Origin of the sequence: Ferrovum sp. (assembly GCF_027317285.1) — a bacterium.
In the GTDB taxonomy this organism is placed as follows: domain Bacteria; phylum Pseudomonadota; class Gammaproteobacteria; order Burkholderiales; family Ferrovaceae; genus Ferrovum.
Genome location: NZ_DAHVHV010000106.1, coordinates 1 through 2,495 on the forward strand (window position 1 = coordinate 1; position 2,495 = coordinate 2,495).

The 2,495-nt window shown below is 53.5% G+C and carries 4 protein-coding genes and 1 pseudogene; all 5 read right to left on the bottom strand.

Annotated elements, in window-relative coordinates:
- A partial coding sequence (locus tag M6F29_RS11655) for a hypothetical protein (RefSeq protein WP_298160081.1) occupies positions 1–248 on the bottom strand: 248 nt, incomplete at its 3' end.
- 51 nt (positions 249–299) lie between these two features.
- The gene (locus M6F29_RS11660) at positions 300–491 is read right to left on the bottom strand and encodes a hypothetical protein (RefSeq protein ID WP_297497600.1); all 192 of its coding nucleotides are present in this window, start codon (positions 489–491) and stop codon (positions 300–302) included.
- Between the two features lie 438 nt (positions 492–929).
- Entirely contained in the window at positions 930–1,484 is a 555-nt protein-coding gene (locus M6F29_RS11665) for a cytochrome b (RefSeq protein WP_298160085.1), read from the bottom strand.
- Between the two features lie 298 nt (positions 1,485–1,782).
- The gene (locus M6F29_RS11670) at positions 1,783–2,259 is read right to left on the bottom strand and encodes a DUF4143 domain-containing protein (RefSeq protein WP_298160088.1); all 477 of its coding nucleotides are present in this window, start codon (positions 2,257–2,259) and stop codon (positions 1,783–1,785) included.
- A gap of 4 nt (positions 2,260–2,263) precedes the next feature.
- Positions 2,264–2,339: pseudogene (locus M6F29_RS11675) on the bottom strand (transposase domain-containing protein); the annotation flags it as partial.
- Between the last annotated feature and the right edge of the window lie 156 nt (positions 2,340–2,495).

A 2,495-nucleotide genomic window follows, 5' to 3' on the forward strand; every position in this document is an offset into this window, starting at 1 on the left:
GGATTCGACGAAAAACTGTTCGGACCATTGGGACGGGCGGAGGGAAAGGAACCGTGGTATTGATCAATGAAGGTTTCATCCCCCTGGACCACCCAGGGCGGCGAACTACCCTCCCTGCCGTCGTCCCCCGTCAGGTCCCACAGGCCGGCATGAACCTGAATGGCCAGGAAACAGAGCGTCAGGCACAGAAACCGACCAAACAGGCGCACCCAGCAAGACGGGGATTTTTTTATTACATGATCGACCATGACTCATGACGCTCCATTGCTTTGTTCTTTGTCGCCCGCCGAGGCCGGTTTTTAGAATGGGCGGTTACTGTCCATGTGTCCTGAAACCAGCACGCCAAATAGAGCGCTACTGCCGCCAATGTCCGGGTTGGTCTGACTGGCGCGAAGTTCGGGAAAGGTCGTGTGCGCTTCGGAAAACCAGATCAAACTCGAACGAATACGGTTGGCGAAAAAATGTATTACCTTGCCTGGATTGAAAGTCATGATGACACCTCGCACAAATGCGTCCGCCATCGTGGACGGACAAGCAATGCGTTGATCGAAAATGCCGTGCAAAGGACCGGGCAGGCCAAGACCACAGACCGTGTAACGGAGCGCGGTCAAACTGCGGCGATACCGGAAAGGCACGACGGATTACTTGCGACCGTGAGGAGGTGCTCAGAGCAACCCGTGTTAACGGGTAAGAGGAAAATGCTGCTGGCGCACCGTCCCGCTGAATCAGCGGAACGGCGGCGGGAGTCTCAAAGACAGTGCCTAGGCTTTCGCTGATTCAACTGACGCGGTCAAGATACTAGAACAACTGTCCAAGATGCCTCCCTGGAGAATGAGATGCGCGCACTATATAACTTTCCTTTGCCAAAGTCAACAATTGCCTGTCTTGTATGAAAATTGAAAAATCCTATCTGCCCATGAAGGGGAAGACTACCATTTGAGAGTCTTTTTTCTTGGGAACATTCTCTTCAAAATGTCGTCCTTGAGGATGTAGTGGTGAACCAGCGCTGCTGCGGCATGAAGGCCAGCCAAGACAATGATGCTCCAGGCTGCAACATTGTGAAGATCTCCGAAAGTGTGGTCCAGTGCCCGGTTTTTGACGGTTGCAAACTGGATGGTAAAAAGCCCAAAGAACAAGAAAGACTCTGCCTGTGCCCACCGGAGCAGAAACCCCAGGATGACTTGCGCGACCAGCAAGAGGTAAAGGGTGTGGTGCACGGCCTTCGCGGCCAATGAGGCTATAGGCAGGTGCTTTCCACGGGTGGCACGCCAGGCGATACGGACCACAATAACCACGGCCAGCAAAATTCCAATGGAGATATGAAGGGACTGCAATTCCTTCCTGGCTGGACTACCGTGCTTGAGAAAACTCCAGGTTTCTGCCATGGCGAATAACGCAATAACCAGCACGGCCGTCAGCCAGTGCAGGATGATGGTGGTACGGTCGTAACCAGCGTCTTGAACCAAGTCATTATCTGTCGTCATCGATTACCCTAAAAAAAACGAAAAAATCGCACCCCAAGTTCGTCAGGCCGGAATCACGTCCTTCTGTTTCTTGGGCCGCGCCCCCAAGTTTACCGTTTTTTTTGGCGAGATACTGTTGGTGTTTGCCTCCGTAGAAGTCGCGCTGATCTGGCCAACTGAGTGATTTGATGGTTTTGTTTTCAGGTTGGATGATGGGTTGGCGGCTTGATCATGGCGAGACGTGTCCAGACCGCCAATCACGATTGCCCTCTGTCTGTAGTTATTCCCCGCTGGCTCTCGACTTGTTGTCGGGTCAGTCTCATTGTTGTTCCGGTGTCAGTTCCGACTCGCCCATCCAGTAGCATAGAAGCGGTGCCGGGATGCGCAGTATTCGAGTAGCGGTGTCGGTCAGGTCGGCAACCATGCCAAAATCGTCCGGCGATTTTGTGACCACATAGCCGCGATCAATGGCTTTCTGCTGACAGAATTCGAGCAGGCCCTTGAGGTCGCGCGGGCCAGTATGCTGGGCGCGGTATTTCACCTCAAAAGGAATGATCTGCCCGCCAATTTCGGCCACTAGATCCACCTCTCGATCCTTCTTGCCACGCCAGTAGGTGAATCGCACGTTCTGATCGTAGTACCTCGCAAACAGGCTCTTGATCTGAAGGTATTCGTAGAACGAGAGCGTGGTCAGACGGATAGTGTGCCAGCGGCCGACGCCGGACTCCTGCCCGACCCCGGCCAAGGGCATGAACGATCCGGTAAAGACGATGCGCCTATCCTTGCGAAAATCCACTCTCGCAGAACCCAACGTAGCCAGACGTAGGGCTCATGTCCGTTGGCTTTGGCTGTCTGCAGCAGCGAGTAGATTGCCGCACTGGCGCGCGCCTCTTCTAGTAGTAGTAGGGTGTCGCTGATCCCCCTCGCTGTACTTCTTGGAATACATGATTACAGCAACTGAACTTTAGACATTCGCGGACTTTTCCCAATTTCGAAGGCATCCATCCACGCGATAAATTTTCGATAAATGCA